The organism is Kineococcus endophyticus, assembly GCF_040796495.1.
In the GTDB taxonomy this organism is placed as follows: domain Bacteria; phylum Actinomycetota; class Actinomycetes; order Actinomycetales; family Kineococcaceae; genus Kineococcus; species Kineococcus endophyticus.
In genome coordinates this window covers 139,896-165,260 of record NZ_JBFNQN010000003.1, presented here as the reverse complement: position 1 = coordinate 165,260, position 25,365 = coordinate 139,896, and the positions used below count along the sequence as shown (strand labels likewise).

General features: G+C 72.5%; 22 protein-coding genes. 5 read left to right on the top strand and 17 right to left on the bottom strand.

From position 1 onward, the window contains the following. Positions 1 to 127: 127 nt before the first annotated feature. A complete protein-coding gene (locus AB1207_RS04945; RefSeq protein WP_367636690.1) occupies positions 128 to 2,653 on the bottom strand; it encodes an ATP-dependent Clp protease ATP-binding subunit in 2,526 nt (841 codons plus the stop codon). Positions 2,654 to 2,904: 251 nt separating this feature from the next. Between AB1207_RS04945 and AB1207_RS04940 the strand changes: the two genes are divergently transcribed. After that, positions 2,905 to 3,441, top strand: a complete 537-nt coding sequence (locus AB1207_RS04940; RefSeq protein WP_367636689.1) for a 2'-5' RNA ligase family protein — start codon at positions 2,905 to 2,907, stop codon at positions 3,439 to 3,441. Between the two features lie 104 nt (positions 3,442 to 3,545). Here AB1207_RS04940 and AB1207_RS04935 read toward each other — a convergent pair whose 3' ends face one another. Further along, positions 3,546 to 4,700, bottom strand: coding sequence for a citrate/2-methylcitrate synthase (locus AB1207_RS04935; RefSeq protein WP_367636688.1), 1,155 nt, complete (start codon positions 4,698 to 4,700; stop codon positions 3,546 to 3,548). A 53-nt stretch (positions 4,701 to 4,753) separates the two neighbouring features. On the opposite strand from AB1207_RS04935, the gene AB1207_RS04930 reads away from it, so the two are divergent. Both AB1207_RS04930 and AB1207_RS04925 read left to right on the top strand, forming a co-directional pair. Continuing rightward, positions 4,754 to 5,887 (top strand): citrate/2-methylcitrate synthase, encoded by a 1,134-nt coding sequence (locus AB1207_RS04930; protein ID WP_367636687.1) that lies wholly within the window; start codon positions 4,754 to 4,756, stop codon positions 5,885 to 5,887. Positions 5,888 to 5,919: 32 nt separating this feature from the next. Further along, entirely contained in the window at positions 5,920 to 6,981 is a 1,062-nt protein-coding gene (locus AB1207_RS04925) for a LacI family DNA-binding transcriptional regulator (RefSeq protein WP_367636686.1), read from the top strand. Between the two features lie 12 nt (positions 6,982 to 6,993). Here AB1207_RS04925 and AB1207_RS04920 read toward each other — a convergent pair whose 3' ends face one another. The 13 genes from AB1207_RS04920 to AB1207_RS04860 all read right to left on the bottom strand — a co-directional run bounded on the left by AB1207_RS04920 (position 6,994) and on the right by AB1207_RS04860 (position 19,522). Then, positions 6,994 to 7,842: a hypothetical protein gene (locus AB1207_RS04920; RefSeq protein ID WP_367636685.1), complete on the bottom strand. Its 849-nt coding sequence runs from the start codon at positions 7,840 to 7,842 to the stop codon at positions 6,994 to 6,996. Next, complete coding sequence (locus AB1207_RS04915; RefSeq protein ID WP_367636684.1) at positions 7,839 to 8,810, bottom strand: ATP-binding cassette domain-containing protein; 972 nt, start codon at positions 8,808 to 8,810, stop codon at positions 7,839 to 7,841. Before AB1207_RS04915 ends, AB1207_RS04920 begins: the two co-directional genes overlap by 4 nt. A gap of 279 nt (positions 8,811 to 9,089) precedes the next feature. Next, on the bottom strand, positions 9,090 to 9,446 hold the full coding sequence (locus AB1207_RS04910; RefSeq protein ID WP_367636683.1) for a histone-like nucleoid-structuring protein Lsr2: 357 nt from the start codon (positions 9,444 to 9,446) through the stop codon (positions 9,090 to 9,092). A 122-nt stretch (positions 9,447 to 9,568) separates the two neighbouring features. Then, positions 9,569 to 9,760, bottom strand: coding sequence for a hypothetical protein (locus AB1207_RS04905; RefSeq protein ID WP_367636682.1), 192 nt, complete (start codon positions 9,758 to 9,760; stop codon positions 9,569 to 9,571). A 44-nt stretch (positions 9,761 to 9,804) separates the two neighbouring features. Further along, a complete protein-coding gene (gene lysS / locus AB1207_RS04900; RefSeq protein ID WP_367636680.1) occupies positions 9,805 to 11,319 on the bottom strand; it encodes a lysine--tRNA ligase in 1,515 nt (504 codons plus the stop codon). Between the two features lie 43 nt (positions 11,320 to 11,362). After that, positions 11,363 to 12,235: a pantoate--beta-alanine ligase gene (panC, locus tag AB1207_RS04895; protein ID WP_367636679.1), complete on the bottom strand. Its 873-nt coding sequence runs from the start codon at positions 12,233 to 12,235 to the stop codon at positions 11,363 to 11,365. Continuing rightward, complete coding sequence (locus AB1207_RS04890) at positions 12,232 to 13,104, bottom strand: Rossmann-like and DUF2520 domain-containing protein (protein ID WP_367636677.1); 873 nt, start codon at positions 13,102 to 13,104, stop codon at positions 12,232 to 12,234. The genes panC and AB1207_RS04890 overlap by 4 nt, the downstream gene beginning before the upstream one ends. A 177-nt stretch (positions 13,105 to 13,281) precedes the next feature. Then, positions 13,282 to 14,571 carry an NAD(P)H-dependent oxidoreductase gene (locus AB1207_RS04885; RefSeq protein ID WP_367636676.1) on the bottom strand — a complete coding sequence of 430 codons (1,290 nt, stop codon included), beginning with the start codon at positions 14,569 to 14,571 and terminating at the stop codon, positions 13,282 to 13,284. Further along, complete coding sequence (gene rfbC, locus AB1207_RS04880; protein ID WP_367636675.1) at positions 14,568 to 15,113, bottom strand: dTDP-4-dehydrorhamnose 3,5-epimerase; 546 nt, start codon at positions 15,111 to 15,113, stop codon at positions 14,568 to 14,570. Before rfbC ends, AB1207_RS04885 begins: the two co-directional genes overlap by 4 nt. Beyond that, a complete protein-coding gene (locus AB1207_RS04875; protein ID WP_367636674.1) occupies positions 15,110 to 16,159 on the bottom strand; it encodes an NAD-dependent epimerase/dehydratase family protein in 1,050 nt (349 codons plus the stop codon). The genes rfbC and AB1207_RS04875 overlap by 4 nt, the downstream gene beginning before the upstream one ends. Before the next feature lie 34 nt (positions 16,160 to 16,193). Continuing rightward, the gene (locus AB1207_RS04870; RefSeq protein WP_366169520.1) at positions 16,194 to 17,006 is read right to left on the bottom strand and encodes a glucose-1-phosphate cytidylyltransferase; all 813 of its coding nucleotides are present in this window, start codon (positions 17,004 to 17,006) and stop codon (positions 16,194 to 16,196) included. 249 nt (positions 17,007 to 17,255) lie between these two features. Beyond that, complete coding sequence (locus tag AB1207_RS04865; RefSeq protein ID WP_367636672.1) at positions 17,256 to 18,401, bottom strand: glycosyltransferase family 4 protein; 1,146 nt, start codon at positions 18,399 to 18,401, stop codon at positions 17,256 to 17,258. Beyond that, entirely contained in the window at positions 18,398 to 19,522 is a 1,125-nt protein-coding gene (locus AB1207_RS04860; RefSeq protein ID WP_367636670.1) for a glycosyltransferase, read from the bottom strand. Before AB1207_RS04860 ends, AB1207_RS04865 begins: the two co-directional genes overlap by 4 nt. A 453-nt stretch (positions 19,523 to 19,975) precedes the next feature. Here AB1207_RS04860 and AB1207_RS04855 point away from each other — a divergent pair, with 453 nt between their 5' ends. Beyond that, entirely contained in the window at positions 19,976 to 20,947 is a 972-nt protein-coding gene (locus tag AB1207_RS04855) for a glycosyltransferase family 2 protein (protein WP_367636668.1), read from the top strand. Between the two features lie 119 nt (positions 20,948 to 21,066). Here AB1207_RS04855 and AB1207_RS04850 read toward each other — a convergent pair whose 3' ends face one another. Then, positions 21,067 to 22,716 (bottom strand): malectin domain-containing carbohydrate-binding protein, encoded by a 1,650-nt coding sequence (locus AB1207_RS04850; protein ID WP_367636667.1) that lies wholly within the window; start codon positions 22,714 to 22,716, stop codon positions 21,067 to 21,069. Positions 22,717 to 22,938: 222 nt separating this feature from the next. Between AB1207_RS04850 and AB1207_RS04845 the strand changes: the two genes are divergently transcribed. Continuing rightward, the gene (locus tag AB1207_RS04845) at positions 22,939 to 23,766 is read left to right on the top strand and encodes a hypothetical protein (RefSeq protein WP_367636666.1); all 828 of its coding nucleotides are present in this window, start codon (positions 22,939 to 22,941) and stop codon (positions 23,764 to 23,766) included. Positions 23,767 to 23,830: 64 nt separating this feature from the next. On the opposite strand, the gene AB1207_RS04840 is transcribed toward AB1207_RS04845, so the two are convergent. Further along, complete coding sequence (locus AB1207_RS04840) at positions 23,831 to 25,261, bottom strand: YveK family protein (protein WP_367636665.1); 1,431 nt, start codon at positions 25,259 to 25,261, stop codon at positions 23,831 to 23,833. Between the last annotated feature and the right edge of the window lie 104 nt (positions 25,262 to 25,365).

Sequence of the window (25,365 nt, the reverse complement as noted above, 5' to 3'; positions counted from 1 at the left end):
GGACGGCACGACTCGCCTGCCGACCGGAACGGGCTCGAGGGTTCGGTCCGGGAGGCTGCGATCGTCGGAGCCGCGACGCAGAACGGCCCGGCCCCCGTGAGGGGACCGGGCCGAACCGGTGAGGAGGTCAGTCCTTCGACAGGTCGGGGCCTGTGCTCGTGGTGCCGTCACCGACGGGGACGGTCACGGGCAGGTCGTCCTTGGAGGTGCCCTCGAAGGTGAACTTCTTCGCGTCGCCCTCGCCCTCGGTGTCGACCGAGACGATCTGGCCCGCGCGCAGGTCGCCGAAGAGGATCTTCTCGGACAGGACGTCCTCGATGTCGCGCTGGATGGTGCGGCGCAACGGACGAGCACCGAGGACCGGGTCGTAACCCTTCGTGGCCAGCAGCACCTTCGCGGACGGCGTGAGCTCGATGCCCATGTCCTTGTCCTTGAGGCGGCTGTCGAGCCGGGCCAGGAACAGGTCGACGATCTGGATGATCTCCTCCTGCGTCAGCTGCGGGAACACGACGATGTCGTCGACGCGGTTGAGGAACTCCGGCCGGAAGTGCTGCTTGAGCTCCTCGTTGACCTTCGACTTCATCCGCTCGTAGTTCGTCAGCTGGGTCTGCGACCCGGCCGCGAACCCGGTGCCGACGCCCTTGGAGATGTCCCGGGTGCCGAGGTTCGTGGTCATGATGATCACGGTGTTCTTGAAGTCGACCATGCGGCCCTGGGAGTCGGTCAGGCGACCGTCCTCCAGGATCTGCAGGAGCGAGTTGAAGATGTCCGGGTGGGCCTTCTCGACCTCGTCGAAGAGGACGACCGAGAACGGCTTGCGGCGCACCTTCTCCGTCAGCTGGCCACCCTCCTCGTACCCGACGTAGCCGGGGGGCGAGCCGAACAGGCGCGAGACGGTGTGCTTCTCGGAGAACTCGCTCATGTCGAGCTGGATGAGCGCGTCCTCCTCGCCGAAGAGGAACTCCGCGAGCGCCTTGGCCAGCTCCGTCTTCCCGACGCCCGTGGGGCCGGCGAAGATGAACGACCCACCGGGGCGCTTGGGGTCCTTGAGGCCGGCCCGCGTGCGGCGGATGGCCTGGGACAGCGCCTTGATGGCGTCGTTCTGCCCGATGACGCGCTTGTGGAGCTCGGCCTCCATGTTGAGCAGGCGCGAGGACTCCTCCTCGGTCAGGCGCACGACGGGGATGCCCGTCGCGGTGGCCAGCACCTCGGCGATCAGCTCCTCGTCCACCTCGGCGACGACGTCCATGTCACCGGACTTCCACTGCTTCTCGCGCTCGCCCTTCTGCGCCAGGAGCTTCTTCTCCTTGTCGCGCAGCGAGGCCGCCTTCTCGAAGTCCTGCGCGTCGATCGCGCTCTCCTTCTCGCGGCGGACGTCGGCGATGCGCTCGTCGAACTCGCGCAGGTCCGGCGGTGCGGTCATGCGGCGGATGCGCAGTCGCGCGCCCGCCTCGTCGATGAGGTCGATCGCCTTGTCCGGCAGGTACCGGTCGTTGACGTAGCGGTCGGCCAGCGTCGCCGCGGCCACGAGGGCCGCGTCGGTGATGGAGACGCGGTGGTGCGCCTCGTACCGGTCGCGCAGGCCCTTGAGGATCTCGATCGCGTGCGACAGCGTCGGCTCGGGGACCTGGATCGGCTGGAAGCGGCGCTCCAGGGCCGGGTCCTTCTCGATGTGCTTGCGGAACTCGTCGAGGGTCGTCGCCCCGACGGTCTGCAGCTCACCGCGGGCCAGCATCGGCTTGAGGATGCTCGCGGCGTCGATCGCGCCCTCGGCGGCACCCGCACCCACGAGGGTGTGGATCTCGTCGATGAACAGGATGATGTCGCCGCGGGTGCGGATCTCCTTGAGGACCTTGCGCAGGCGCTCCTCGAAGTCACCGCGGTAGCGGGAGCCGGCGACGAGGGCGCCGAGGTCCAGCGTGTAGATCTGCTTGTCCTTGAGCGTCTCGGGGACCTCGCCGCGCACGACGGACTGGGCCAGCCCCTCGACGACGGCGGTCTTCCCGACGCCCGGCTCCCCGATGAGGATCGGGTTGTTCTTCGTGCGGCGCGAGAGGACCTGCATGACGCGCTCGATCTGCGGGTCGCGGCCGATGACCGGGTCCAGCTTGCCCTCGCGGGCGGCCTGGGTGAGGTTGCGGCCGAACTGGTCGAGGACGAGCGAGCCCGACGGCGTGCCCTCCTGCGGACCACCGGCGGTCGCGGGCTCCTTGCCCTGGTAGCCGGACAGCAGCTGGATGACCTGCTGACGCACCCGGTTGAGGTCGGCGCCGAGCTTGACGAGCACCTGGGCGGCGACGCCTTCACCCTCGCGGATGAGGCCGAGCAGGATGTGCTCGGTCCCGATGTAGTTGTGGCCCAGCTGCAGCGCTTCGCGCAGCGACAGCTCGAGGACCTTCTTGGCGCGGGGGGTGAAGGGGATGTGACCGGACGGGGCCTGCTGGCCCTGGCCGATGATCTCCTGGACCTGCTCGCGGACGGCGTCCAGGGAGATGCCCAGCGACTCGAGGGCCTTGGCGGCGACGCCTTCACCCTCGTGGATCAGGCCGAGCAGGATGTGCTCGGTCCCGATGTAGTTGTGGTTGAGCATCCGGGCCTCTTCTTGGGCCAGGACGACGACCCGTCGGGCGCGGTCGGTGAACCTCTCGAACATGCGGCGCTCCTCGCGGGTGGTCGGATCCGGACTGCACGGGGGGCAATCCCCCGACCGGACCATTCCGATGCTAGTCCCGAGCTCTGACACTCTCACTCCCATCGGCGGCGCCCGGGGGCACCTGACGGTGATCGTGAACGAGTCGTGACTCGGTTGTCCTGACCAACCTGCGCTCCGGGCGGGGTGTTCCGCCACTTCGTTCGCCGACGGCGCAACGGCTCAGGACCCTCGGGAGCGCTACGGTCGGCGGCGTGGAGCAGACGGCGCTCGTCGTCGAGGTGCCCGCCGCGGAGGCCGCCGTCGCGCACTGGCGCCGCCGCCACGACCGCGCCGCCCGCGCGGGCGTCCCGGCCCACGTCACCGTCTGCTTCCCCTTCCTGCCGCCGCACGAGGTGGACGACGCCACCGAGGACGCGCTCGCGGCCCTGGTGACGGCGACGCCGGCCTTCTCCCTGGCCCTGACCCGCGTCGACGGCTTCGGCGACGCGGTGCTGTGGCTCGCTCCCGAGCCCGACGAACCGCTCCGGGCCCTGACCCGGGCCGTCTGCGCCACCTTCGGCCTCCTGCCCTACGGCGGCGCCCACGGCGGGGTCGAGGACGCGGTGCCGCACCTCACGGTCGCCGAGGACCCGCCCGACCCGGCCGCCGTCCGCGCCGACGTCGCGCCGCGGCTGCCGCTCACCCAGCACGTCGACCGGCTCACGCTGCTCCAGGGCTCCTTCGTCCCCGACGGGTGGCGCGTTCGCCGCCGCTTCCCGCTGGGTCGCCCGACAGCCGACCCGAGGTAGCGGGCCGCACGGGATGTCTGCACGCCGCCCCCCGGAACGACCGTTCTCGCACCTGCGGGCCGCCGTCGCGCAGACATCCCGTCCGGGCCACCCCGGCCCGCCGCTCAGGGGACGGGTACGGGGGCGGCCGGACCGGTGTAGCGGGCCGAGGGCCGGATGATCCGCGGGTCCGCGGCCTGCTCGAGGACGTGGGCGCACCAGCCGACGACCCGGCTCGTGGCGAAGGTGGGCGTGAAGAGCTCGGGGGCGATGCCGCACGTCGCCATCACCACGCCGGCGTAGTACTCGACGTTGGCGTGCAGGGCGCGCCCCGGCTTGGCCTCCGCCAGGGCCGCCACGACCCGCTCCTCGACGGCGACGGCGAGCTCGGCGCGGTCCCCGCCGAGCTCGAGGGCCGTCTCCCGCAGCAGCACCGACCGCGGGTCCCGCGTCCGGTAGACGGCGTGCCCGAAGCCCATGACCCGTCGGCCGGCGGCGAGCTGCTCGAGCACCCAGGCCGCCGCGCGGTCGGGGTGGCCGATCTCCGCGAGCGCGTCCAGGGCCCGGTCGGGCGCGCCTCCGTGCAGCGGGCCGGAGAAGGCGCCGAGCGCGGCCACGACCGCCGCGACGACGTCGGCACCCGTCGAGGCGACGACGCGGGCCGTGAAGGTCGAGGCGTTGAAGCCGTGGTCGACGGTCGCGACGAGGTAGCGGCGCACGGCCCGGACGTGCGCCTCCGGAGCCTGCGCACCCGTCAGCATCCACAGCCAGTTCGCCGCCGCGTCGAGGTCCTCCCGTGGCGCGACGAGCGGGAGGCCGGCCCGCGTGCGGTGCAGGGCGGCGAGGACCGTCGGCACGACCGCGCAGACGCGGAGCGCGTCGGCCGCCCGCTGCTGCGGGGAGAGGTCGAGGACGGGCCGGGCCCCCTCGGCCGCCCCCAGCAGCGACAGCGCCGTCCGCACCCCCGCGAGCGGGGAGCCGCCCGCGAGCGCCGGCAGGACGTCGACGAGCACCGGCGGCAGGACCCGCAGCGGCGCGACCTCGGCCCGGAAGGCCGCCAGCTCCGCCGCGGACGGCAGGTGGCCGCGGTGCAGCAGGAACCAGACGTCCTCGACGGTGCGCGTGCGGGCCAGGTCGACGGCGGAGTACTGCCGGTAGTGGAAGAACCCCTCCTCGCCGCGGACGTCCCCGAGCTCGGTCGTGGTGACGACGACGCCGCGCAGCCCGGCGGGCGCGTCGCCGGAAGGGGTGGCAGCGGAGGTGGCGGTGGGTGCGCTCATGCCGCGAGCGTCCGGACCTTGACCGGCCGGGGTCAACGTTGATCCGATCAACCGTGGCGCCACCGACCCCCACCCCGGCTCCCGCGCTGTCGTCGGCCCTGTCGTCCGCGGAGGCGGCCCACCGGCTCGGCGTCCGCCGGGCGACGCTCTACGCCTACGTCAGCCGCGGCCTCCTGCACGCCCACCGGACGCCGGGCGGCAGCCTGTTCGACGCGTCGGAGGTGGACGCCCTCGCCGCGCGGGGCCGCAACCGTCCGGCGGGGGCGGTGGAGACGGTCCGCAGCGACCTGACCTCCCTGGACGACGACCGGCTGCGCTACCGCGGCCAGGACGCGGTCGCGCTGTCCCGCACGCACTCCTTAGAGTCCGTCGCCCGCCTGCTGTGGACGGGGACGGCGACCCCGGGCCCCTTCGCGGCCGACCGGGAGCTCACGGCCGGCGTCGACGCCGTCGTGCGGGCACTGCCGGAGGACGTCCGGCCGGCCGCGCGCTTGCGGGTGGCCGTCGCCGCGGCGGGGGCCCTGCTGCGCTCCGGACCCGGACCCGACCCCGAGCCCGGTCCCGAGCCGTTGCTGTCGGCCGTCCTGGACCGCGGGGGCGGGGTCGCCGCGACCGTCGACGAGGTGCTCGGCACGCCGGGCGACTGGGGACCGGCCCTGGTCCTGCTCGCCGACCACGGGCTCGCGGTCTCGACGGTCGCGGCGCGCGTCGCAGCCAGCGCCCGGGCGTCGTTGCCCGCCGTCCTGTCGGCAGCGCTGGGGGCGGCGGACGGGCCGCTGCACGCGGGCGCCTCGGTCGTGGCCCACCGTTTCCTGGAGCGCGTGCTGCAGGACGGACCCGCGGCGGCGCTCGCCGGGCTCGCCGGTCGCGTCCCACCGGGGTTCGGGACCGTCGTCCACACGAGCGCCGACCCGCGCGCCGAGGCCCTCCTCGACGCCCTGCCCCCGGGGGAGGTCGCGGACGCGCTGCCGGAGCTCCTCGTGCACGTCCTGCGCGCGCACGGGGTGGGCGCCTACCCGAACGTCGACCTCGGCCTGGCCGCGCACGCCCTCGTCCGGGGGCTGCCCGCCCACGCCGGGGAGTTCGTCTTCGCGGTCGCCCGGACCGCCGGCTGGGTGGCGCACGCGCTCGAGGAGTACCGCGCGCCCGCGCTGAGGTTCCGCGTCCGCGGTCTTCACGGAACGTGATGTATCTAGAACATCTGGGTTAGCATCGACCGGTGGCCGCAGTGAGCATCAAGGAGGTCGCCGCCCGGGCCGGGGTCTCCATCGGAACGGTGAGCAACGTCCTCAACCGCCCCCAGACCGTCACCGAGACCAACCGCCTGCGCGTGCAGGAGGCCATCGAGGAACTCGGGTACGTCCGCAACGAGTCGGCGCGGCAGCTGCGGATGGGCCGCAGCCGCTTCCTCGCCCTCGTCGTGCTCGACATCGCGAACCCGTTCTTCACCGAACTGGCCCGGGGCGCGGAACTCACCGCCGAGGCCGGCGGGCACACCCTCCTGCTGTGCAGCAGCGCCGAGGACCTCGCCCGCGAGCGCCGCCACCTCGAGGTCCTGCGCCAGCAGCGGGTCGCCGGGATCGTCCTGTCCCCCGTCGACACCTCCGAGGAACGGCTGGCGGAACTGCGCCGGCTCGACGTGCCCCTCGTCCTGCTGGACCGCAGCGACCCGGACGGCCCCACCCCGTCGGTGTCGGTGGACGACGTCGAGGGCGGCCGCCTCGCGGTCGCGCACCTGCTCGCGGCGGGGCACCGGCACATCGCCGTCGTCGGGGGTCCCCACGGTTTCCTGCAGGTGGACCACCGGATCCAGGGGGCCCGTCGGGCGGTGGCCGACGCGGGTCTGCCACCGGAGACCCTCGTCGAGGTCGAGGTGCCGGCGATGCACCTGGAGAACGGACGGGCGGTCGGGGCCACCCTGGACTCCTGGGGCCGTCCGGACCGGCCGACGGCCGTGTTCTGCCTCAACGACCTCCTGGCGCTCGGCGTGCTGCAGGAGGTCGTGCAGCGGGGGCTGAAGGTTCCGGACGACCTGGCCCTCGTGGGGTACGACGACATCGACTTCGCCGCCGCGGCCACCGTCCCACTGACGTCGGTCCGCCAGCCGACGGACCTGCTCGGCCGCTCGGCCGTGGAAATGCTGCTCCAGCGGGCCGCCGCCGACGCAGCGGGCGCCACGGCGGAACGGACCGTGGACGTGCGGGACGACCTGCCGGTCGTGGTGCCCGACCGGCAGGTCGTCTACCTGCCCGAACTCGTGGTCCGGGCCTCCTCGTCCTAGGGACCGGGCCGGTCAGACGTCCCGGTTGCGCAGGGCGAGGGCGCCGAGGCCGAGCAGGACCACGACCCACGCCACGAACACGCCGAAGCCGGTGCCGGCCGAGAGGTAGCTGTCACTCTGGGAGACCAGCGTCGCGTTCGTGACGGTGTTGCTGAACCAGAACTCGCGGATGTGGTCGCCACCCCAGGACTCGGGGATCGGCATGAGCAGCAGCGGGACCACGAAGATGGCGGCGACGACGGTGCAGATGCCACCGGCCGCGTTCCGGATGAGCGCGCCGACCCCCAGACCCGCGAGCGCCACACCGACGAGCATGGCGACGTTGCCCAGCAGGGCCCGCACGACGCCGTCGTCGCCCAAGGACGCACCGAGGTCGCGGGTGTTCAGGACGGCCTGGCCGAGCAGGAAGGCGAGCAGCACGGCGACGGCCGTGACGACCGTGACGTTCACCGCGAGGACGACGGCCTTCGCCCCGATGATCCCCAGGCGACGCGGGGCGGTCACCACGGACGTGCGGATCATCCCCGTGGAGAACTCCCCCGCGACGACGATGACGCCGACCGCGGCGACGATGAGGGTGCCCATCTGGGCGCCGGTGAGGCTGGCGGCCACCCCGTCGAAACCCTGCGCCGCCATCGCCTGCGCGCCTTCGGGGGTGGAGAAGGCGGCCCGGGTCGCCAACGAGGTCAGGACCCCGATGCCGACGATCGCGACGAACGACACGGCCATCGTCACGACGACGGAACGGACGCTCCAGAACTTGATCCACTCCGAGCGGACCAGGCCGGGGAACGTCACCCGGAACTCGGCCGCCTGGAACTGCCGGTGCTGCACCTGGGGTGCCGGCTGGGTGGTGCTCATCGGACGACCTCCTCGCGGGCGCGGCCGGACGGTTCGGGAACCGTGAGCGGTCCACCCCCGGCCGGTCCGTGGGCCTGGTACTCGACGGCGTTCGCGGTGAGTTCCATGAAGGCCTCCTCCAGCGACGCCTTGACGGTGGTGAGTTCGTGCAGGACCACACCGCGACGGGCCGCGGCGTCGCCGATGCGTTCCGCGGCCAGGCCGCGGACGTCGAAGCTGCCGTCCTCCATCGCGGCCAGCTGCCCGCCCTCGGCGGTGACGAGTTCTCGCAACTGCTCGACCTGCGGGGACCGGACGGTCACGCCGCGGGGCTGGACGCGGTCGACGAACGCCTTGACGCTCTCGTCGGCGATGAGCCGGCCCTTGCCGATGACGACGAGGTGCTCGGCCGTCAGCGCCATCTCGCTCATGAGGTGCGAGGACACGAACACGGCCCGGCCCTGACGGGCGAGCTCCTTCATGAGGTTGCGGATCCAGAGGATGCCGTCGGGGTCCAGGCCGTTGACGGGTTCGTCGAACATCACGGTGGACGGGTCGCCCAGCAGCGCCGAGGCGATGCCGAGGCGCTGCCCCATCCCGAGGGAGAACCCGCCGGCGCGCTTGCGGGCCACCTCGCGCAGGCCGACGAGGTCGACGACCTCGTCGACGCGCGAGCGCGGGATGCCGGCCGTGGCCGCCATGGCGAGCAGGTGCTTGTGCGCCGAGCGACCGGTGTGGACGGCCTTGGCGTCCAGCAGGGCCCCGACCGTCGACAGCGGCGCGCGGTGCGCGGCGAACGGCTTGCCGTCCACGAGCGCCTGGCCGGCGGTCGGACGGTCGAGGCCGACGATCATCCGCATCGTCGTCGACTTGCCGGACCCGTTGGGCCCGAGGAACCCGGTGACGATGCCCGGGCGCACGGTGAAGCTGAGGTCGTGCACGGCGACCTTCTTGCCGTAGACCTTGCGCAGGCCGACCGCCTCGATCATGGGGTGCCCCTTCGTGGTGGTGGTGGTGGCGGGTGGTGCCCGAGTGGTGGACGGGTGGGACGCCGCACGACCCCCGTCGCCGGGGGCCGCCGCAGCGGAACACCTCGATCCTCACGCACCGTCACGAGCCACCGCATCCACCGATGGGCGCACCGCCCGTCGGGCGGAGGGATGGTCCCGCGCCCCCTGCGGACACCCCACGGGACGACGAGGGAACGACGCAGGGCCCGACCACCGGTGCGGTGGTCGGGCCCTGGGGGGCGTCTCGTGGGGCCGGCGTCAGTGCGCCGCGTCGAACGCCTGGAGGATCTCGGCGGAGATGCGGCCGCGGTCGGAGACCGTGTAGCCGTTCTCGCGGGCCCACGTGCGGACCTCACCCGTGTCCCGCTCGGGGCCGTCGGAGCTCTTGGCCGCGGGGCGGGAGGCGGCCGCGGAGGACCGGCGGCCCGAGCTGGCGCGGCCACCGACGCGGCGGGCGTGCCCCACCCACGGGGCGAAGGCGTCGCGCAGGGCGGCGGCGTGCTCGTCCGAGAGGTCGATCTCGTAGTTGACCCCGTCGAGCGCGAAGGTCACCGTCTCCGAGGCCTCGCTGCCGTCGATGTCGTCGACGAGCAGGACCTGAACCTTCTGCGCCATCCCGGGGATTTCCTCTCGAAAGGGTCCACGACCGGTTTCGCGGGTGCGCCGGTCGGGAACACTCTGGCCCTTTCCGGCTTTCAGGTCAAATCACCGGAGGAATGCCGCTTTTCGTGTCGCGCTCACGCGGGACGGTCGTCGCCGCCGCTTTTCACGGCGCCTTCGGAGGGAACGGCGGCCGACGCCCGGCGTTCGCTCTCCGCCCGGCGCAGGGCGGCGCGTTCACGACGGTCGGCGTGCAGGATCGAGCGCATGAGCACCACGAACAGGAGCGCCAGCCCCGCGGGGGGCAGCAGTGCGGCGAGTTGGTCCACGCCCCCAGGGTACGTCCGCGTGCGGACGCCCCCGGGGACGACGGTCAGCGGGGCTTGACCAGCGGGAACGTGATGGTCTCGCGGATGCCGAGGCCCGTCAGGGCCATGAGCAGGCGGTCGATGCCCATCCCCATGCCGCCCGTGGGCGGCATCCCGTGCTCCTGGGCGCGCAGGAAGTCCTCGTCGATCCGCATGGCCTCGTCGTCGCCGAGGTCGGCCAGCCTGGCCTGGTCGACGAACCGCGCGCGCTGCACGACGGGGTCGACGAGTTCGGAGTACCCCGTGGCGAGCTCGAAACCGCGGACGTACAGGTCCCACTTCTCCACCACGCCCGGGATGCTGCGGTGCGCCCGCACCAGCGGGGACGTCTCCACGGGGAAGTCCCGGACGAAGGTCGGCGTTTCCAGGGAATCACCCAGCTGGTGTTCCCAGAGTTCTTCGACGAGCTTTCCGCCGGTCCAGCGGACGGCGTCGACGGGAACTCCGAGCTTCTCCGCGACGGCGAGCAGGTGCTCGCGCGGGGTTTCCGGGGTGATCTCCTCGCCCAGGGACTCCGACAAGGACGGGTACATGGAGATGGAACGCCACTCCCCGCCGAGGTCGTACTCGGTCCCGTCGGCCCACGTCACGACGTGCGAGCCGAACGCGGCCTGCGCGGCCTCCTGCACGATCGTGCGGGTGAGCTCGGCGATCGAGTCGTAGTCGCCCCAGGCCTCGTACGCCTCGAGCATCGCGAACTCGGGCGAGTGGGTGGAGTCGGCCCCCTCGTTGCGGAAGTTGCGGTTGATCTCGAAGACGCGCTCGATCCCGCCGACCACGAGACGCTTGAGGAACAGCTCCGGCGCGATGCGCAGGTAGAGGTCGGTGTCGAACGCGTTCGAACGGGTCACGAACGGCCGGGCGCTGGCCCCGCCGTGCAGCGTCTGCAGCATCGGCGTCTCGACCTCGAGGAACCCGCGGTCCTCCAGCGTCCGGCGGACCGAGCGCACGACGTTCGAGCGTGCGCGCACGTTCTGCCGGGCCGCCTCGCGCACGATGAGGTCGACGTAGCGCTGCCGGACGCGGGTCTCCTCCGACAGTTCCTTGTGCAGGACCGGCAAGGGGCGCAACGCCTTCGAGGCCATCTGCCAGGAGTCGGCCAGCACCGACAGCTCCCCGCTCTTGGAGGAGATGACGGTGCCGTGGACGAACACGACGTCGCCGAGGTCGACGTCGGCCTTCCAGCCGGCGAGGGCGTCCTCGCCGACACCGTCGCGGGACACCATGGCCTGCAACCGGGTGCCGTCGCCCTCCTGGAGGGTGGCGAACACGAGTTTGCCGGTGCCGCGCAGGAACACCACGCGCCCGGTGACCCCGACCTCGTCGGTCGTCTCCTGACCCGGTTCGAGGTGCTCGTACCGCGCGCGCAGGTCCGCCAGCGACGTCGTCCGGGGCACCGAGACGGGGTACGCCTCTCCGCCGGCGGCGAGGATCCGGTCCCGCTTCTCGCGGCGGACCCTGACCTGTTCGGGCAGGTCCTCGAACTCGTCCTCGGGCAGGTCGGGCGTCTGGTCGCTCACCCGCCCCAGGTTAGTGGGGTCCGGTGGTGGCGACGCGCGTCCCTCAGTCCGCCGGGTGACCCACGACGAGGGGGGTGTTGTCGATGAGCCGGGTCGAGCCCACGCGCGCCGCGACGGCCAGCAGCGCATCACCGCGGAAGTGCTCCGGGACGTCGGCGAGGTCGTGGGGGTCGACGAGCGCGAGGTAGTCCACGCGGGCCGCGGGTTCGGCGACGAGGACGTCGCGCGCCGCGCGCCGCACGGCCGAGGGGCCCTCCGGTGCGGCCGCCCGGCCCGCGGCCAGGGCGCGCTGCAGGACGAGGGCGACCTCGCGGTCGAACGGCGTGAGGTAGCGGTTCCGGCTGGACATCGCCAGCCCGTCGTCCTCGCGGACGGTCGGGACCGCGACGACCTCGACGCCCAGGTCGAGGTCGCGCACCATGCGCCGCACGAGCAGGAGCTGCTGGGCGTCCTTCTGGCCGAAGAACGCCAGGTCCGCGCGCGTCAGGCGCAGCAGCTTGGCCACGACGGTCAGGACGCCGTCGAAGTGGCCGGGGCGGCTCGCGCCCTCGAGCACCTCGCCGAGCGGGCCCGCGGCCACGCGGACCCCGGGGGTGCCGTCGGGGTAGACGACGTCGGGGCCGGGGGCGAACACGACGTCCGCGCCGTTCTCGGCGGCCAGCGCGAGGTCCTCGTCGAGCGTTCGCGGGTAGCGGGCGAGGTCCTCGTTCGGCCCGAACTGCAACGGGTTGAGGAAGATCGTCACGAGCACCGACGCCGCCCGGCCGCGCGCCTCGCGGATGAGGCGGGCGTGCCCCGCGTGCAGCGCGCCCATCGTCATGACGACCGCGACCGGCCCGGGCAGCGCGTCGCGGGCGGCGGCGAGCTCGTTGCGGGTGCGGGCGACCGTCAGGTCGGGCTGCGTCGTGCTGGTCACGGTGCTCCTGGGGTGAGTTCGGCGCGGACGGCGTCGGCCGCGGTGGGGGTGAGGCGGCCTGCGGCCTGCGCCCGGTCGGCGGCGACGCCGGCGAGCTGGGCGTACGTGGTGGCGGTGGCGACGTCGAGGGCGCCGAGCACCCGCAGGTGGGTGGCCACCGTCCCCGCGTCGCCGCGCGCGACGGGTCCGGTGAGCGCGGCATCGCCCTCGCGCAGCGCGTTGTCGAGCGCGGCCTGCAGCAGCGGGCGCAGGACCCGTTCGGCGTCCTCCCCCACGGCCGCCCGCGCCGCGTCGAGCGCCTGCGCGACGAGCGTGACGAGGTGGTTCGAGCCGTGGGCCAGGGCCGCGTGGTACGTCGCCCGGTCGCCGTCGGCCACGACGACGGGGGTGGCCCCCCACTCGCGCACGAGCGCGTCGGCGACGGGTGCGAGGACGGGCGGGGTGGTGACGGCGACGGCCGCGCCGAGCAGCCGCTGGAGGTCCAGCGAGGTGCCCGTGAAGGTCATGGCCGGGTGCAGCGCGAGGGTGAGGGCGCCGCGCTGCGCGGCCGGTTCCAGCACCCCGAGGCCGTGCAGCCCGCACGTGTGGACGACGAGCTGGCCCGCGCGGACGTTCGGCGCGAGCTCGGTGACGAGGGGGCCCAGGACGTCGTCCGGCACGGCGAGCAGGGCGAGGTCGGCGGCGAAGGCGTCGCCGGGCTCGATCCACGGCACGTCGGGCAGCAGCGCCTCGACGCGTTCGGCGGCCTGCCGCGTGCGGGCCGTGATGCCGGTGATGCGGTGCCCCGCGGCGCGCAGGGCGGCCCCGAGCACCGGCCCCACCCGCCCGGCCCCGCCGACCGCGACGTCGAGCCTGCCCGCGGAGTTCACGTCGGCGACCCTAACGCCCGGGTCGCCGGGCACGGCCCCGGGGACGCCGAACGGCCCCGGCGGGGGTGGCTCGTCGACGCAGCCGGCTCGACCTAAGAGCGCGATGCTGGAGCCAGCGCGCAGCGCTGGACAACGATCCCGACCCCGCGGGGGCCGTTCGGGACGTGCGGAGGTGCGTCAGCGGGCGAGGAGCGCGGCCTGCTCGGCGCGGAGCGCGTCGATGAGCCGGCCCTGGGGCAGCACGACGTCGTCGTACGTCAGGACCTGGTCCTTCTTCACGTCGCGCTTGAGGACGCAGCCCTCGGCCACCCCCATGGGCAGGAGGTTCTCGGCCTTCGTCGCCGCGTACGTCTCGGCCACGCCGTAGGTGTCGTACCCGCCGAGGCGGTCGATCTCCTTGCCGGCCGCGAGGTCGGTCTTGGCCGTCGTGACGACCTCCACCTTCACCTCGTCACCCGGGACGATCGCGGCGTCCGCGAAGATCACCGCGCGGGCCACCGTCAGCGGCACCTCGAAGTGGCACAGGTGGTACGGCGTGTAGAACGAGTACAGGGGCCCGGTGCCGAGCTTGTACAGGTTCAGGTAGTGCTGCTGCTTGGGGTCGTCGTGCGTCCCGAGGACGTAGACGCCGGGGCCCGGCTTGGAACCGACGACGTAGTCCACGACGCCGCCGAGCTCCTTGAGCTGGTCCACGTCGTACATCGTCGTCAGCTCGTCGACGTGCCCGCGGTGGTCGGCGCCGCGCATGCCGCGCTTCTCCACGCTGAACCCCGCCGCGTTGGCGACGAGGGCCTGCTCGAACGACACCTTCGTGCCGTCGGCGAAGCTCGTCACCATGTAGGGGTCCTGACCCCACTGCTTGGCGAAACCCTCCTGCGTGGTGGGGTTGCGGTACTCGTCCTGCAGGCCCTTGATGTTCCCCGACACCAGCGGCGTGACGCCGATGGAGCGCACGAAGCGGATGAGGTTCATCTGCACGCCGGGCTGGTCGCCGTCGCAGCCGGTGTAGACGACGCCGGCCTTCTCGGCGCGGGTGCGCAGCGCGAGGCCGGCGGTCCCGTCGACCTCGGCGTTGAGCAGGACGATGTGCTTGCCCTGCTCGATGGCCCGGACGACGACGTGCGCGCCGTACTCGGTGTTGCCCGTCGCCTCGACGACGGCCTCGACCTGGCCCGCGTCGACGACGGCCTCGTAGGAGGCCGACACGACGGGCTTGCCCTGCGCGATGGCCTTGTCGACCGCCGCGGCGTCGTCGGCCTCGACCACGCCGGTGACCCCGGCCTGCTCGTAGGCGTCGCGCGCCTTGGACACGGTGCGGTTGGCGATGGCGACCAGTTCCATGCCGGGCACGGAGTTCACGACCTGGTTGACGAAACCGCGGCCCATGAAACCCGCGCCGACGAGGGCGACCCGGATGGGCCGCCCCTCGGCCTGACGCTGCTTGAGCGCGTTGTCGACGATGATCACGACAGCTGCGCCCCGTCCGCCAGCAACGTCCAGCTCTTGTCCTTGTCGCTGATGACGGCCACGTCGCGCGCCCACGGCAGGGCGAGGTCGGGGTCGTCGTGGCGCAGGCCGCGCTCGGTGCCCGGGGTGTAGCTCTGGGACACCTGGTAGACGACCTCGGCGCCGTCGGTCAGCGTGAGGTACCCGTGCGCGAAGTACTCCGGCACGTAGAGCGCCGTGCGGTTCTCCGCCGACAGCTCCACCGCGACGTGCTGGAACCGCGTGGGCGAGTCCGGGCGCAGGTCGACGATGATGTCCTGGATCGCGCCGGCCGTGCAGCGCACGAGCTTGGCCTCGGGCGCGGGGGCGACCTGCGTGTGCATGCCGCGCAGCGTCCCGGCCTTGTGGTTGTACGAGAGGTTGCACTGCTCGACCGCCGGGTTCAGCCCCGCCGCGAGGAACTCCTCGCGGCAGAAGGACCGGGCGAAGAACCCGCGGTCGTCCGCACGCTCCTCGAGGTCGATGATCGCGACGCCCTCGATGTCGGTGGTCGTGAACTTCACTGGGCGATCCCCGAGGTCGGCTGGACGCGCCAGAACAGCTCCTTGTCGAGCTGCTCGGTGCGGATGAGGTGCTCGAGCTGCTTGAGCCGGGTGTGGCCGCGGCCGGTGAACGTCGCCTCGTCGAGGTCGATCGCCTTGAACACGTCGACGAGCTGCTGGGCGCCCTTGTCGGCGTTCCAGTCGCACGAGAAACCCTCGAGCGTCGCGTGGATCTTGTCGAAGTTCACCTTGTAGCTGCGGTTGTCCCCGCCGTTGCTCTGGCCGAAGGTGATCTCGGCCTCGGGCAGCGCGCGGCCGACGGCCTCGGCGATCTCGCGGACGCGGTAGACCTGCTCGGAGTCGCCCACGTTGAAGACCTCGTTGTGGACCTTCTCGCGCGGGGCGTCGAGGACGGCGCGGATCGACTTGGCGATGTCGAGGCCGTGGACCAGCGGACGCCAGGGCGACCCGTCGGACGTCATGGCGATCTTGCCGGTCGTGTAGGCCAGACCCGCGAGGTTGTTCAGCACGATGTCGAACCGCTGGCGCGGGGAGGCGCCGTAGGCCGTCGCGTTGCGCATGAACGTCGGCGAGAAGTCGTCGTCGGCCAGCGGCGCGACGTCGCGCTCGACGAGCGCCTTGCACTCGGCGTAGGCGGTCTGGGGGTTCACGGCCGACGTCTCGTCGACGGTGTCCTCGGCCACGCCGTAGACGGAGCAGCTCGACATGTAGACGAAGCGGGAGACGCCCGCGGCCTTGGCGGTCTCGGCCAGGCGGACGGACCCCTTGTGGTTCACCACGTAGGTGACGTCGGGGATGAGCTCCCCGAGCGGGTCGTTGGACAGCTCGGCCATGTGCACGACGGCGTCGGCGCCGGCGAGGTCCTCGACGGTCACGTGGCGGATGTCCTTGGCCAGCGTCTCGACCGAGGCCGGGACGCCGTTGTAGAGCCAACCCTGCTTGTAGTAGCCGGTGTCGATGCCGAGCACCGAGTGGCCGGTCTCTAGCAGGGTGGGGGCGAGCAGGGCGCCGAGGTAGCCCTCGGTCCCGGTGACGACGATCTTCACAGCAGTTCTCCGGTTCTCGTGGGTCTGGCGGGTCTCAGTCTTCCCAGGTCTTCCACGGCGCCTTGCCGGAGTCCCAGAGCTTGTTGAACTCGGTCCACTCGCGGAAGGTGTCCATGCCCAGCCAGTACCCCTCGTGCTGCGAGACGGTCAGCTGGCCGTCGCGCGCCACGGTCTGCAGCGGCTTCTGCTCGAGCATCATGTCGGGGTCGTCCTCGAGGTACTTGTCCGCGAACGCGCGGTCGAAGACGAAGAACCCGCCGTTGACCCAGCCGTCGGCCAGGGTCGGCTTCTCGTTGAACTCGGTGACGGTGTCGCCGGTGACGTGCATCTCGCCGTAGCGCGAGCTCGGGTGCACGGCCGTCACCGTGGCCAGGCGGCCGCCGGCCTCGTGGTCGCGCAGGGTCTTGAGGATGTCGACGTCGCCGAGGCCGTCGCCGTAGGTGAGGACGAACTTGTCGGCGGTCAGGTGCTGCTCGACGCGCTTGATGCGGGCCGCGGTCGCCGTCGTCAGACCGGTCTCGACGAACGTCACGTCCCAGTCCTCCTGCACACCGTTGGTGTGGAAGGTCGGGGCGTCCTGCGTCGACAGGTTCAGCGTGAAGTCGCCGGCGTTGATCCGGTAGTCGAGGAAGTAGCGCTTGATGAGGTCGCTCTTGTACCCCAGGCACAGGACGAACTTCCGGAAACCGTAGGAGCTGTACAGCTTCATGATGTGCCAGAGGATCGGCCGTCCGCCGATGTCCACCAGCGGCTTGGGCAGCTTCTCGCTGGCCTCGCGCAGTCGGGTGCCCATGCCACCGCAGAGGATGACGACGGGGATCTCGGAGACGGGAGTGGCCTCGGTCATGTTCTTCCCTCACTCGAACCTGATCGGTCGGATGTCGTCGGCGCAGGCGCACCGCGCCCGCGAACCGTCCGTGGGGGAACAGCGCACCTGTCGCGTCGTGCGCGTGGGAACTCCGGTGGCGGTCCGAACCCCCCACGAATCCGAGCCACCGGTTTCCCGCCGAGGTGCTGTCGCGAGATTACTACAGGCGAGCGAACACGGAGCGTGAGATTGGGCGAAGCGGGTGACGACGGGCCCCGTTCGCGAAAGTCATCGACGAATCGTCGACAACAGGTCACGCAGCGGAGTCATCGCGGATTCCCACGAGAACGACTGGGCGACGTCGGCCGCGGCCGAGCCCAGTTTCGCGGCCTGCTCGGGGTCCTGCAGGAGTTCTGCGAGGGCGTCGGCGAAGGCCGGCGCACCGTCGGCGACGCGCAGCACGTCGCGGTGCTCCTCGAGGCCTTCAAGGCCCAGGCTCGTGGTGACGACGGCGCGGCCCCGGGAGAGGGCCTCGACCAGCTTGATCTTCGTCCCCCCGCCCGACAGCAACGGGACCACGCACACGTCGGCACGGTCGTAGAACGGGTCGACGGACTCGACGTCGGAGTGGAACTCCACTCCCCCGGGTTCACCGGTCGACCGCGGGTGCACCGCGGACACCCCCCGGCCCACCGCGAGGAACCGCGCGGACGGGACGCGGTCGAGGACCTGCGGCCACACCTCGTCGAGGAACCAGCGCAGCGCGGCCTTGTTGGGGCCGTAGTCGACCGCCCCGACGAACAGGGCCGTGCGCGTGGTCGGCGGGACCGTCGGCACGTGCGAGGCGGCACTGACGCCGTTGGGCACGAACACGCTGTCGATCCCGTGCGCCGACAGGACCTCCTGGTCCTTGCGGCTGCAGGCCGTGACGTGCGCGGCCCGGGCCGCGACGGAGAACTCGAACCGGCGGAACCGCGCGACCTCGGGGGCCAGCAACCGGCCGGCCAGCGGCCGTTCGGTGCGCAACCGGCGCGCGACGAGGTCGGACTCGACGTTGTGCAGGTCCAGGACGTCGATGCGCACGTCCGCGGGGACGTTGACGGCCATCTGCGGGAAGTCGACGTGCACGACGTCGCGTGCGCGCACGCCCGTGGCCAGCAGGTCGTGGACCTGCCGGGAGAACCACTTCCCCGCGAAGAGCGAACCCCGCAGGACGGCGCCCGGCGTCGGCCCCGGCGCCTGCACCTCGTGGACCGTGACGTGCGCGGGCAGGACGTCGCGCCAGCCGGGCCAGCGGTCGAAACCGACCACGTGGACCCGGTCGAACGACGCGGCGTAGGCGTCGATGACGGCCCGGATCCGCTGGCGCCCACCGGAGTCGGTGCTGGCCGGCAGTTGCTTCGCGAGGACCCAGGCCGTGCGGTCAGCCGTCAACGGGTGCGCTTCTTCCACGCACCCGACCGCGAGCGGCCGAGGGCGCGCGGGATCGACAGCGCGAAGATGACCGGCGGCATGCCGACGGCCTGCCCCAGCACGCGCAGCGGCGCCGCCGCCTTGCCCTGCAGCTTGTCCCCCTTGAGGTAGGCCGCGACGGAGACGGCCTCGCCCAGGAGGAACAGCTGGCTGTAGCGGTTCTTCGGCCGGGCCAGGCAGGCGGCCGTCAGCGTGAGCTGCGCCGCGGGGCCCAGCGTGGAACGCCACCCCTTGTGCATGGCGAAGTGCAGGAACTTGTCGTCGCCCGAGAGGAACGAGCGGCGGAAACCCCAGAACAACCGCAGCTGCCCGCTCATGATGCGCACGCGCCGCTCGAGCTGGTCGTTGCGGGGCGCGGAGTCCTCGACCGCGACGCACTCGGGCACGACGCCGACGTTCAGCCCGCGGCGGGCGAAGTCGAAGGCGAGGAACAGGTCGTCGTTGAGGACCGAGCCCGGGATGGGGCGGAACGACTCGCGCCGCAGCGCGACGGCCTCGCCCACGAGCGCGAGCGACCCGCCGCGGCCCGCCTCCGTCTGCTTGATCCAGTTCTCGTACCGCCAGTACAGGCCCTCGTCGGCCGCGCCGGACTCCTTGCGGACGCCGGAGGCCAGGTGCAGGTCGGTGGCGACGCGGTCGATGAGCGCGCGCAGCCCGTCGCCCGGCACGAACGCGTTCGCGTCGAGCAGCACGACGATGTCGGCCGTGGAGTTCTGGACGCCGCGGTTCACGGCGGCGGCCTTGCCGGCCCGGGTGGGCGACCAGTCGACGCGGCAGCCGAGGTGCTCGGCCGTCGCGCGGGTCTTCTCGTCCTCGTCGACGACGATCGTGATGCGGTCCAGCGGAACGCCTTCACCCAGCAGCTGCGGCACGGTCTCGGCGAGGATGCTCGCCTCGCCGAACGCCGGGATGAGCACGTCGACGTCGTCCCAGGTCCAGCCGGCCTCCCCGGCCCGCGGACGGACGGGGCTGCGCGGCGCGAGGCGCTCGCTGGCCAGCAGGTACAGCGGGTACATGACGTGACCGGCGAAGGACATGACGGTCAGCGCACTGACGGTCGGGCTCGGTCGACCCAGTTTCACGTGTGGAACCCCCCAGACGAACGTCCGGAGCGGTGAAATCCACCGGCCTGCCGGCCGCCGGACCCCCCTCACCGCCCCCGTGACCCCCGCGCAGTCCGCGGGTGGTCCGGGCATTCTTGCAAGGGCGTGACACGCTGAGCAACAAGGCCTTTCCGTATCTAACCAATCACTCTCAGTAGTTCGCCGGGCGGCCGGTGGAGAAAATCCCTGCGTCGTGACCGCGAGTTGTCGCAGGTCAGCGCGGAGTGACGAGTTCGCGGGGATTCCGTGGCCTTCGCCGGGAAACCACCCGTTCGCCACGGACGGTCACCCGACAGGTCGCCCCACGAGGGGCCACACTGGACCCTCGGTGAGTGGGACGACCACCACCGGAACGGACCAGCCGGGGCGCCAGCGCACGGTCGGGCCGGGCGGGGGAAGCACTGGGAGGGGACGGGCGGAGTGAGCGTGGACGTGACGAACGGCACGGAGCAGGAGGCCGGGCGGAGCACCGCACGGGTGGCGGGACTCGAGCACGACGTCGAGCTCGTCCTCGTCAGCTACCGCAGCGCCCACCAGATCCGGGCCCTGCTCGCCGGCCTCCCCGACGACCTGCCCGTCGTCGTCGTGGACAACGCCTCCGACGTGGACGGCCTGTCGCAGCTGCCGGCCGAGCGGCCCGCGACCCGCTACGTCGACTCCGGCGGCGGCAAGGGCTTCGCCAAGGCGGCGAACATGGGCGCCCGCACCTCCACCCACGAGTACGTCGTCTTCGGCAACCCCGACTCCCGGCCGACGCTGGAGCACCTGGCCACCCTCGTCGCCGACGTCGCCGCCGACCCGGGGCTGGCCGCCTCCGCCGCGACCATGGCGGGGGTGAACGGGCACGTCGAGCTCGGCGTCGGGGGCTGGGAGCCCACGGCCGCCCGCGCCCTCGTGCACTCGGCCGGACTGCACAAGCTCTTCCCGCGGGCGGGCCTGTACGCCAAGCCCGCCCCGGGCGAGGCGCTCGACGTGGACTGGACGACCGGGGCCTGCATGGCGGTGCGCCGCAGCACCTTCCTCGAGCTCGGCTGCTTCGACGAGGACTTCTACGTCTACAACGAGGACATGATGTTCGGCCGCACCGCGCGGCAGGCGGGGCTGCGCGAGCGGCTGCGCACCGACGTCATCGTCCCGCACGCCGCCGGCGGGTCCGGGGCGCCGAACCTGGAGATGCTGCGGCTGCGCGGGGCGGCCATGCGCCGCTACCTCGCCCGCCACCACTCCGGGGCCACCGTCAGCGGCATCAGCTCGGTGCTCGCGCTCGGCTACGCCGTCCGGACGCTGCAGTGCAAGGCCCTGCGCCGCCAGGACCGCGCCGCCCAGCACTGGGCCTACGTCAAGGGCGTGACGACGGGCCGCGCCTCGGTCGCCGGCCGCGTCGTCATGGAGCGCATCAAGTAGGAGCCCCATCCCGGTTCAGGACGCCCGGGCAGCACGACGGCGCCCCCGCCGGCCAGGTCTCACCTGGCCGGCGGGGGCGCCGTGTCGTGACGGGTCGTGCGGGTCAGCGCGTCAGCGGCTCAGAAGAGCTCGCGGTACTTCGCCGCCGAGGCGGGCATGCGCGTGCCGCCGTTGAGCAGCCAGCGCTGACCGTCGATGTTCACGTTGAACTGCACCTCGTACAGGAGCTGACCGGCGCCGGACCCGGCGTTGGCCTTGAAGAAGTCGTACATGCCCTGGATGTAGGCGGGCGAGTCACCGTCGTCGGCGTTGCCGGACCACTCCGAGACCGCCAGCGGCAGGCCCTGGCTCTTGGCGAAGGCGAGGTGGGCGTTGATCCCCTTCGGGGCGCCGTACCCGTCCTTGTCCCACGACTGCTGCTGGAACTGCGCCAGGGTCGAGGCGTAGGGCCAGTTGTTGTAGTAGTCCACCGACAGGACGTCGACGTACTGCTTGCCCGGGAAGAACTTCGTCCAGTCCATGCCCGCGCCGTTCGTCTCCTTGTTGACGGAGAAGACGAGCTCGGCCTCGGGGAAGATCTGCTGCTGCAGAGCGCGGTAGCGCTTCCAGGACGTCATGAAGTCCTGGTAGTTGTTCTTGTTGACGCTCCAGGAGAACCAGTAGCCGTTCATCTCGTGGGCGAAGCGGATGTACATGGTGCCGTCGCGGCCGCCCCAGAGCTGCTTGAGCTTGGTGAGCGAGGCCGCCCAGCGGGCGTCGAACTTGCCGGAGGCGGCCTGCGACCAGGTCTCACCCGGGTCGATGCCGCCGACGGACATGTCCATCGAACCGTTCCAGCTCCCGTACTCGGCGCCCTTCCACAGCGTGTAGAAGTTGGCGGAGTTGTCGGCGTTGCCGGCCCAGCTGGACACGATGTCGAGGTTGCTGCCGCGCCACGAGCCGAACTGGCCGTTGGCCGCACCGACGCCCGAGGAGCCCGACATCCACTCGTGGCCCGACACGTTGCCCGTCTGGGGCTTCGGCGAGGTGCTCGTGGGCGGGGTCGTGACGGGGGCCGTGCTCGGCGGCGTGGTCACGGGCGGGGTGGTGGACGGCGGGGTGGTGGACGGCGGGGTGGTGGACGGCGGGGTGCTCACGACGGGGGTGGGGTTGGTCGGGCGGGGGCCGGGGTTGACGACGACGCCGCCGTTGCCGGGGGTCGCGCCGCCGGGCGCGGGGGCGCCGGTGCCGGCGGGCTGGACGAGGATCGCGTCGACGGTGGCCCAGTTGCGGGACTGGGTGAAGCCCAGGTTGAGCGTGCCGTCGGCGACGGTGACCGTGAACTTCTTGTCCAGGGCCCGGTTCTTGCCGACCTCGGCGAAGATGTCGAGGTTGCTGACGACGCTGCGGCCCTCGGCGGTGACCGAGAAGACGCGGGCACCCTTCTGGGTCCAGTAGGTCTCGGCCGTCTTGAGCGTGACGTCGTAGGTCCCGTTGGGGACCTTGGCGCTCCAGCCCTTCATGCCGTAGTGCTCGGACTGGTACAGCTTCGCGTCCGTCGTGCCCGCGATGGGGGCCGTCGTGACGTTGGGGTTCTGCCAGCCGCCCTCGAAGCCGCTGTCGGCCGACCAGACGTTGCCGCTGGTGTCCGTGTAGGTGGCGCGCTGGGTGCTGACGCGCAGGGTGGGGGCGTCCGCTGCGTTGGCCGCGGTCAGGCCCGCGGTGGTGAGACCGCTGGCGACGGTGGCGACGGCGGCAGTGCTGAGAAGGAACTTCGAAAGCTTGCTCATACGGGTGGATCAACCTCGCTGTGCTCAGGGCGCCTCCGCGGGGGGAGCGGAGGTGCCGATGTGGCCCGTTCGGGGTGACAGAGAGGTCTTCGGCCGGCCCGGACGAGGACTTGAGGAGAAAGTTGGCGAGAACCTGTAACGCGCCGCCCACCTGCGGCGATAGAGGTGCCCCTCGTGATCGCGGGACCGGGTCCCAGGGGTCGTCGCGGCTACGATCGGGGGGTGAGACTTCACGTCGTCTACCGCTCGCACGGCGGGGAGAACACCAAGGGCCGGCCGGACTGGTACAGCAAGCGGGTCGGCCTGGAGTCCTTCTGCCGGGCCGTCGAGCAGGTCCGGGACGAGCGCCCGGACGCCGGCACGGAGGTCGTCTTCCTCAACGACGGGCCCGTCCCGGCCGACCGGCTCGACCTGATGGCCCGCTGGGGCGACCCCGTCACCATCGACGGCGGCTCCAACCGGCGCAGCTACCTGACCGCCCTGGGTCTGCCCCGTCGTCGCGGCTGGGACGGCAGGGACGTGCTCCTGCTGGCCGAGGACGACTACCTGTGGCGCCCCGAGGCCCTCGTCGCGCTCGTCGACGCCGCCCGGGACCCCCGGCACGCGAGGGCCGACTACTTCGCCCCCTACGGCGAGGAGGTGCCCGACACGGGCCTGCCGGTGCGCTGGGAGCGGCTGGAGAGCACGACGAGCACCTTCGCCGCCCGCGTGCACGCGCTGCGCGAGGACGAGCGGCTGCTGTGGCTGTGCGCCCTGTCCGGCGGCAACTTCGACTACGCCAGCTGCCTGACCCTGCAGGGCCGGCGCCGCTTCACGCTGCGCGAGCTCGTCGAGCACCACGAGCCCGCCGACGGCACCCCGGCCTGGAAGTCCGCGCTGCGCCGGGCGTACCTCACCGGCATGCGGACCGCGGTCGACGTGCGCTCGCTGCGGCGGCCCTCGCGGCGGCGCGTGCTGCTGGGGGCCGAGCCCGCGCTGGCGACGCACATGGAGGACGGCTGGATCGCCCCCGGGCCGTGGGAGGAGATCGCCGCCACGCCGGCCCCCTGAGGGCGGCGGGAACGACGAAGAGCCGGTCCCCCCGGGGGGACCGGCCCTTCGTGCTCGCCGCGGGTCAGCCGCGGCGCGAGACCTCGGGGGTCTGCGGCTGGGCCTGGACGACGGGGCGCTGGCGCACCGGCTCGGAGCGTTCGCCGGAGGCCGGGGCGCCGTTGCTCGTGTCACCCACGACGACCTGCGCGACGACGGCCGGGGCGGCGATGGACAGCTGGGCGACCGTCTTGCTGACGACCTCGGCGCGCGGCTCGGCCTCGATCTGGACGAGGACCGCGTCGACCTCACCGGCGACCGCGAAGGCGACGGGGGACGTGACGACGGACCCGCCGACGAAGATCACGAGGTAGCCGGCCTCGACGAGCTGACGGACGCCCGCACCCACGACGTGCGGCTGCAGCGAGCGGGCCTCCAGCGGCAGGACGCCGACGACGGCACCGCCGCCGATGACCCACGGGTGGATCTCGTCGCTCCAGCGGCGCTCGGGCAGGACGCGCTGGTCGGTGTCGGCGACCGGGGCCCCGAAGGCACCGAGGCGGCTGCCGGCCTCGTCGGCGTCCACGAGGACGACGCGGCGGCCCGCACGCGCGGCGGAGGCGGCCAGGCCCGTGGCCAGGGCGCCGGCGTTGCCGCTGGCGGCCGTGACGAGGACGCTGGAGACCTCCAGGCGCGGGGTGCGCAGGTGGCCGAGGTGCTGCAGGCCGACGAGGACCATGCCGGCGTTGCGGGACTCGACCGAGTTCTGGTCGCCGATGCCGCGGCCGCGGGGCACGGAGTTCCAGCGGCCGAGCTCGGCCACGTCCTCCAGCGGCGGGGTCTCGACGCGCTGGTTCAGGTGCGCCCGCCAGGCGACGAAGCCGGCGGCGGCGAAGAGCCCGACGAGGCCCGCGAGGACGGCGACCTGCCACGCGTACGGGGGCGCCGGCTGGGTCGGCACGGTCGCGGCGTCGAGCACGGAGATGCCGTTGCCGTAGGCGCTGGCGTTGAGGTTGATCGTCTGCTGCTGCGCGGTGTCGTTGCCGACGGCGGTGAGGGCGTTGGCCGTCGCCTGCTGCACCTTCTGCGTGTTGACCGTCTGGTAGGCGGTCGCGACGGCGTCGGCGATGGTGGCCGCGTCCTGCGCGTCCTGCGCGCTGGAGGTCACGGTGATCTGGTTCGACTCGTCGACGGCCGTGATCGTCAGGCCGTCGCGGAAGGTCGACTGCAGGTTCTGCGGCAGCGTCTGGCCGGCGACGGACAGGACCGTCTCCGAACCCGCGACCGCGGCCTGCAGGGTGGCCCACTTCGTGGGGTCACCCAGGGAGGAGGCGTTCGACGTCGTCGGGTCGTAGGGGCGGTCCTTCGACAGCGTGATGGTCGAGGTCGCCTGGTAGGTCGGGGTCAGCAGCTGCGACGGCAGGACGTACCCCAGGACGGCCAGGAGGACGGCCACCACCAGGATCTTCCAGCGCTGCCGGCTGATGGCACCCCACGCACCAGAACCGCTCCGCACGTGCGAGCTCGTTGTCACCGACTACCAGTCCCTTCCCTGACGTGACGCAGAACCGCGCCCCCCGGTGCAGCGTGCCGGTCCACCCCGCGGCCCCCACCGCCCGT

Coding starts and splice junctions, on each gene's coding strand:
- AB1207_RS04945 (WP_367636690.1), bottom strand. CDS start 2,653: ATGTTCGAGAGGTTCACCGACCGCGCCCGACGGGTCGTCGTCCTGGCC.
- AB1207_RS04935 (WP_367636688.1), bottom strand. CDS start 4,700: ATGAGCGCACCCACCGCCACCTCCGCTGCCACCCCTTCCGGCGACGCG.
- AB1207_RS04920 (WP_367636685.1), bottom strand. CDS start 7,842: ATGAGCACCACCCAGCCGGCACCCCAGGTGCAGCACCGGCAGTTCCAG.
- AB1207_RS04915 (WP_367636684.1), bottom strand. CDS start 8,810: ATGATCGAGGCGGTCGGCCTGCGCAAGGTCTACGGCAAGAAGGTCGCC.
- AB1207_RS04910 (WP_367636683.1), bottom strand. CDS start 9,446: ATGGCGCAGAAGGTTCAGGTCCTGCTCGTCGACGACATCGACGGCAGC.
- AB1207_RS04870 (WP_366169520.1), bottom strand. CDS start 17,006: ATGACCGAGGCCACTCCCGTCTCCGAGATCCCCGTCGTCATCCTCTGC.
- AB1207_RS04850 (WP_367636667.1), bottom strand. CDS start 22,716: ATGAGCAAGCTTTCGAAGTTCCTTCTCAGCACTGCCGCCGTCGCCACC.